This is a genomic window from uncultured Maritalea sp. (assembly GCF_937139385.1).
GTDB lineage: Bacteria > Pseudomonadota > Alphaproteobacteria > Rhizobiales > Devosiaceae > Maritalea > Maritalea porphyrae_A.
Genome location: NZ_CAKZPW010000375.1, coordinates 1 through 5,896 on the forward strand (window position 1 = coordinate 1; position 5,896 = coordinate 5,896).

The window sequence follows — 5,896 nt, forward strand, 5'->3', positions numbered from 1 at the left end:
CAATGGGGTTACGCCGGATACAGCGCGCACAATCGTGCGGACCAACACCACGGTGATTGGTGCGCTTGCGGTGAAGCGGGGCGATGCTGACGCGCTGATTTGTGGCTTGCAGGGGCGCTACATCAAGCACGTTCGCGATATTAAGTCGATCATTGGGCTTGATGAGGGCGCGACGGATGTTTCTGCCTTGTCGATGCTGATCATGCGCCGTGGTGTGTTTTTCTTTGCCGATACTTATGTAACGATGGACCCGAGCCCGGACGAGTTGGTTGAGATTGCATTGCAGGCGCAAGACCATTTGAAGCGGTTCAACCTTGAAGCGAAAGCTGCGCTACTCAGCTATTCAAACTTTGGTTCACGTGATGGTGGCACATCTGAGAAGATGCGTACTGCCTACCAAAAACTCAAAGCCGCTGCGCCTGACATGATAGTTGAGGGTGAAATGCAGGGGGATTTGGCGCTCAACCAAATGCTGCGTGAACGTTATATCCCGCAAAGCAAATTGTCAGGTGAAGCAAACCTGTTGTTGTTCCCAAATTTGGATGCTGCAAACTTGTCGATGACTCTCATCAAAGAGCTAAATGACGCATTGTCTGTTGGGCCAATTTTGATGGGCACCGCAAAACCTGCGCATATTCTGTCACCTTCTGTGACCAGCCGTGGCATTGTCAATATGACCGCTGTAGCAGTTTCTGAAGCCGTTGGTGCGGACGCTAAATAGCGTCCGCCTTCAAATTTCGTTTTACTGAAACGCCGTTTCCGCAAACGATCTGAGTTTGCGGGAATGGATCGAGTGGGCCGGCTGTTGGCGCAGGATTTCCATGGCGAGTATGCCAATTTCTAGGTGTTTGCTGACTTGGGTGCGGTAGAAATCGCTGGCCATGCCGGGCAATTTAAGTTCGCCATGCAAAGGTTTATCCGAAACGCATAATAGGGTGCCGTATGGCACACGGAACCTGAACCCGTTTGCTGCGATGGTAGCGCTTTCCATATCCAAGGCAATGGCGCGAGATTGGGATAGTCGTTGGGCGATTTCGTTTTGGTCGCGCAACTCCCAGTTTCGATTGTCAAATGTTGCGACAGTGCCGGTACGCATAATGCGCTTTTTGTCTGAACCGCTGAGTTGGGTCACTTCACCAACGGCTTGTTCCAGAGCAACTTGCACTTCTGCTAGGGCTGGAATGGGAACGGAAATGGGCAAATCGGCGTCCAGCACATGATCTTCTCGAACGTAAGCGTGTGCCAAAACATAGTCGCCTAGGTCTTGCGAGTTGCGCAAGCCCGCACAGTGTCCCAACATAATCCAGGCGTGAGGGCGCAATACCGCGATGTGGTCGGTTATGGTTTTCGCATTAGAGGGGCCAACCCCAATATTGACCATGGTGATGCCCGAACCATGTTTGGCTTTCAAGTGATAGGCGGGCATTTGCGGCTCTCGCGGTGGTTTTTCGCCGGTCGATACCTCGTCGGAATTCACATTGTGGGTGACCACATTGCCTGGTTCCACGAAGGCGTGGTAATCGGGGTGACCTTCTTCCATCCATTTATGGGCAAGGCGGCAAAACTCTTCGATGTAGAAACTGTAGTTGGTGAACAACACAAAGTTTTGGAAGTGCTCAGGCTTCGTTGCAGTGTAATGAGACAATCTGTGCAACGAATAGTCTACACGCGGCGCTGTAAAGGCTGCTAGCGGGTAGGGGCCGCCCTTTGGTGGTATGAAGGTGCCATTGGCGATTTCGTCGTCTGTATGGGCCAAATCTGGCACATCAAAGATGTCGCGCAGCGGAATACCGAGCGCGTTGATCGCATCTCCATCCAAAGTGGTGGTTGGATCGAGCGCGAAATGCACAGGAATGGGTGTGTCAGATTCGCCGACTTCAATTTCGCAATCATGATTTTTCAAAAGCTGCGCAAACTGGGCTGTTAAATAGTATTTGAACAGCTCTGGTTCTGAAATTGTTGTCTGGTAAATGCCCGGCGAATGCAAGAACCCATAGGGCAAGTGGGAATCGACTTTTTGAAAGCTGGTGGAGCGGACTTTAGCCATTGGATAAGTCGCGCGAATTCGCCCTTTTGGTTGCTTGCCGTCTGACAGATCGCGCACTGCATCTCGAATAAACTGTGTGTTGCGATCATAAATCTCAGCGACGTAGTCGCGGGCTAGATAGGGATCGCTGAAAGATTTGTTCGGCAAAGCTATTGGGCGAATAGTATCCATTTGGGCTCCGTTGTTGTTTTTGCTTTTTGTCGTTTGGGCACTGAGTTTGGTACCATGCGCAAAGCATATCCGGTGTTTTCGATTTTGTCTTTAAGTGTGGTTAGAAGTTTTTTTGATCACAAGAATGTGACGGGCCTTTAAACATCAAACTTGATCCCCATATCGTTCTCATGCGGTCAGCATATTGCCCTTTGCTGATTGCTCTGGTCGCTGTCGGACATGTCCCCCTTTGCAGCCCTCAACCATGTCCGATGGCGACCCAAATCTTTGACTTCCCAAACAAGACCAATGCACCCTCACATTGGCTTTTGTTTGGCTAAGTTCTTTAAGTAATTCCTACGCTGCTGCCCTGCGTTTCGCTTCGATGCTGGATTGAATGAGGTCTTTTTCCATCAGATCCGCGACGGTTGAGATCATTTTGGAAAACAGTGCGGCTAACACTTTGGACATGAATGTTTTGGGGGTTGCTTTAAACACAAGCGTAACATTCGCTCCGCCTTCGGTTGGCTCAATTGTGTAGCTGGTGACATATTCTGTGCCATGACTGAAAGCTTCAACCTCAAACAATGTGGGTCTATTTATTGTGGTCACTGTCATTTCTTCGGTGGCTTCGCGGCCCATCATGATGCGGGTTTCGCGCACGCGCGTGCCAACGGCCACTGGCCCTTCTGTCAACATTTCAACTTTAATAATACCGTCGACAAAGCTGGCGGCATTTGGAAAATCTGAGACCACATCGAAAGCGATTTCGGGTGAGCTTTCGAAATGTTTGGAAACTGTTATGGTTGGCATGTTGCGGTCCTATTCCGGGTATTTTTGCGCCATATAGGCGACAGATTTGGTGATGATTTCTTCAAGAGCTGATTCATCGATGTCGCTTAAGCGTTTGATATATAGGCAGCCTTTGCCGTGTTTGTGCTTGCCCATCTTCTCAAGTAGCGTCTCGTATTCTGAAAATCCGGCCATGATGTAGAGGACGATATTGGCCTTACGCGCTGCAAAACCCGAGCGCATGAAATCGCCTTCGCGTCCGCTTTCATATTTATAGTGATAATCACCGAACCCAACGATCGAGGTGCCCCACATTTTGGCTGGTGCGCCCACAATGCGTTCCATCATCACTTTGATTTTGAAGCAGTCCGCGCGTTTTTCGTCCCCCTCAATCGTCATAAGGTATTCGTCAACATTCTGTTCTGTTTTTTGGGTTTTATTTTTGTTCTGTGCCATTCTCGCTTCCCCTTGGATCATCAAACCACGAAATATGCCCAGTTGGCTAGTTTGCCGTAGTTTCTTTGATTTCACTGCGATTGCCAAATCCAGTTACGGCGCGTTTTATAAGGGCTTGCAGAACAGATTCATCAATATCGCTTAATTGCTTGATATATAAACAACCTTTGCCGACTTTGTGCTTTCCCAATTTGGCAAGCAAGGGATCATTTTTTTCTGGGTACCAAAAAATATAGAGTGTGATCTGCGTTTTGCGGTTGGCAAAACCTATGCGAAATGTTTCGCCGGAGTGGCCACTTTTGTATTTGTACTTGTAGCTGGAATAACCAATGACGCATGGTCCCCACATCTTTGCTTCCCAGCCAGAAATGGTGGTCATCATGTTGTGGATTTTTATGCAGTCGTTGCGACGGCTTTCATCTTCAATGGAAGCGAGAAATGCCTCTGGTGTCATGTAATCTGTCATGTGTTTAATCATCACGTAGTTGGCGCAATCGTCAAGAATTTCCTTGCATTCAATTAGTCAGTTAGCTTATTGACTAAATCATGGACGAAGAATTTGTATTTATCGCCAACGCTTTGGCGCACGAGAAACGACTTAAAGTCTTGGAGTGGCTAAAGGACCCTGTAAGCAATTTTACTCCACAAGTGGATGGAGATTTGGTCAGAGACGGGGTCTGCTCGGGCTTTATTGCTGACAAACTTGGTGTCAGTGCGCCCACCGCTTCGGCGCACCTTGGCTTGTTGCGCGATGCGGGGTTGATTTCGTCCAAGCGGATCAAGAAGTGGACGTTTTATAAGCGCAACGAAGAGGCGATTCAGCGAGTTGCTAACCGCGTTGCGAGCGAGCTTTAGGGGAATATTGTGGGTGAGATTGATACCATTCGTGCTGCAAATCAGCGAGCAATCGAATATTTGAATACTGTCGACGCGCGTCGCGTGTTTCCTGATCAGGCCGCACTTGAGGGTTTGGACGGGTTTGATGAGGCGTTGCCCGATAGCTCTTCCGATCCTATGGAAACACTGGCGTTGCTGAATGATCTGGGCACACCGGCCACTGTGACCAATAATGGTGGGCGTTATTTTGGTTTTGTTATCGGGGCGACTTTGCCAGCTGCGGCGGCTGCTGAACGATTGGCAAGCGCTTGGGATCAGTGTGGGTCGTCGTTTGTCAATTCTCCGGTTGCCGCTAGAATTGAGACTGTGGCGACAAATTGGGTGCTTGATATCCTTGATTTGCCACGTGAAAGCCAGATTGGTTTTGGGACTAGTGCCACCGCTTGCGGCCTGTCGATGTTGGCTGTTGCTAGACGAACTTTGCTCAAGCGTAAGGGCTGGGACATAGATGCAGACGGCCTTGTTGGTGCGCCTGAGGTTAAATTGATGGTGTCTGAAACCATTCACATAACCATCAAGAAAGCGGCCAAGCTGCTGGGTTTTGGCCTGAACCGGCTGCTGATTGTTCCATGCGATGAAGATGGTCGGGTGATCGTTAATCAGATGCCAAAAATCGACGATATGACGATCGTTTGTTTGCAGGCCGGCGAAGTCAATAAAGGTTCGTTTGATCGGTTTTCTGAGATCATACCTGTGGTCCATGCTGCTGGTGCTTGGGTGCATGTTGATGGTGCTTTTGGCCTTTGGGCGCGGGCTAGTGAAGCGAAGAAACATCTGACGCACGGTGTTGAGCTTGCAGACAGTTGGACAACTGACGGGCACAAATGGCTTAACACTCCATATGATGGAGCGATGGCGATTTGCCGACATGCAGATGAGTTTGCTGCAACTTTGAATTCGGATGCTGTTTATTCGACCACTGAACCTTTTTCGCAAAAGAACCTGGTGCTTGAGTTCTCGCGACGAGCGCGCGGTATCCCGATTTGGGCTGCCCTTCGTTCGTTGGGGCGCCAAGGCGTTGACGAAATGGTTACTCGCCATTGTGCACAAGCAGTAAGGCTGGCCGAAGGCTTGCGCGGTCACGGTGTTACCGTTTTGAATGATGTGGTCATCAATCAAGTGCTTTGTACCCTTGGCAACGAACAGAAGAACGCCGCTCTTATTCAGCGGATCTCCGAAGCGGGAGAGATTTGGTTTGGACCGTCCAAATGGCGTGGTGAAAGTGTGTTTCGGCTTTCTGTTTCTTCCTGGCGGACGACGGACGAGGATATTGAGCGTGCGATTGATGCCATTGGGCGCGCAATTGCTGAACTTTAGCGGTTGATATCGGTCAACACAGATCATTGGTGTTTCCTTTAAACTGACTTCAGTTTGGAGGGCGCGCCCATGGAAAATGCGCAAAAAGCCTTATTATTATTCTCTGGCGGTCAAGATTCAGCGACCTGTTTGGCATGGGCGCTAGAAAAATATGACCGCGTGGAAACGGTTGGATTTGATTATGATCAGCGCCACAGCATTGAAATGCAGTGCAGAGACGTCGTGCGCAGAAATATT

Annotated in this window: 8 protein-coding genes; 4 read left to right on the forward strand and 4 right to left on the reverse strand. The window is 49.5% G+C overall.

Features of this window, described 5'->3' with window-relative positions; translation table 11 throughout:
* Nucleotides 1-721: phosphate acyltransferase (locus Q0231_RS15080; protein WP_299348762.1), on the forward strand; the 721-nt coding region annotated here is incomplete at its 5' end.
* Between the two features lie 21 nt (nt 722-742).
* Here the strand turns inward: Q0231_RS15080 and Q0231_RS15085 are convergent.
* The 4 genes from Q0231_RS15085 to Q0231_RS15100 form a co-directional block, all read right to left on the reverse strand.
* Nucleotides 743-2,218, reverse strand: a complete 1,476-nt coding sequence (locus tag Q0231_RS15085) for an AMP nucleosidase (RefSeq protein ID WP_269394088.1) — start codon at nt 2,216-2,218, stop codon at nt 743-745.
* A 336-nt stretch (nt 2,219-2,554) separates the two neighbouring features.
* A complete protein-coding gene (locus tag Q0231_RS15090; RefSeq protein ID WP_299348766.1) occupies nt 2,555-3,010 on the reverse strand; it encodes an SRPBCC family protein in 456 nt (151 codons plus the stop codon).
* 9 nt (nt 3,011-3,019) lie between these two features.
* Nucleotides 3,020-3,445 carry a DUF1801 domain-containing protein gene (locus tag Q0231_RS15095; protein ID WP_299348769.1) on the reverse strand — a complete coding sequence of 142 codons (426 nt, stop codon included), beginning with the start codon at nt 3,443-3,445 and terminating at the stop codon, nt 3,020-3,022.
* A gap of 46 nt (nt 3,446-3,491) precedes the next feature.
* A complete protein-coding gene (locus tag Q0231_RS15100; protein ID WP_299348772.1) occupies nt 3,492-3,911 on the reverse strand; it encodes a DUF1801 domain-containing protein in 420 nt (139 codons plus the stop codon).
* Nucleotides 3,912-3,991: 80 nt separating this feature from the next.
* Between Q0231_RS15100 and Q0231_RS15105 the strand changes: the two genes are divergently transcribed.
* The 3 genes from Q0231_RS15105 to Q0231_RS15115 all read left to right on the forward strand — a co-directional run.
* The gene (locus Q0231_RS15105) at nt 3,992-4,300 is read left to right on the forward strand and encodes a helix-turn-helix domain-containing protein (RefSeq protein ID WP_299348775.1); all 309 of its coding nucleotides are present in this window, start codon (nt 3,992-3,994) and stop codon (nt 4,298-4,300) included.
* A gap of 9 nt (nt 4,301-4,309) precedes the next feature.
* Nucleotides 4,310-5,659: a pyridoxal-dependent decarboxylase gene (locus Q0231_RS15110; protein ID WP_299348778.1), complete on the forward strand. Its 1,350-nt coding sequence runs from the start codon at nt 4,310-4,312 to the stop codon at nt 5,657-5,659.
* Between the two features lie 69 nt (nt 5,660-5,728).
* Nucleotides 5,729-5,896: 7-cyano-7-deazaguanine synthase (locus tag Q0231_RS15115; RefSeq protein ID WP_299348781.1), on the forward strand; the 168-nt coding region annotated here is incomplete at its 3' end.

Bases quoted from the DNA above. Each gene is read 5' to 3' on its own strand.
- Q0231_RS15085 (WP_269394088.1), bottom strand. From the start codon at position 2,218: ATGGATACTATTCGCCCAATAGCTTTGCCGAACAAATCTTTCAGCGAT.
- Q0231_RS15100 (WP_299348772.1), bottom strand. From the start codon at position 3,911: ATGACAGATTACATGACACCAGAGGCATTTCTCGCTTCCATTGAAGAT.
- Q0231_RS15105 (WP_299348775.1), top strand. From the start codon at position 3,992: ATGGACGAAGAATTTGTATTTATCGCCAACGCTTTGGCGCACGAGAAA.
- Q0231_RS15090 (WP_299348766.1), bottom strand. From the start codon at position 3,010: ATGCCAACCATAACAGTTTCCAAACATTTCGAAAGCTCACCCGAAATC.
- Q0231_RS15095 (WP_299348769.1), bottom strand. From the start codon at position 3,445: ATGGCACAGAACAAAAATAAAACCCAAAAAACAGAACAGAATGTTGAC.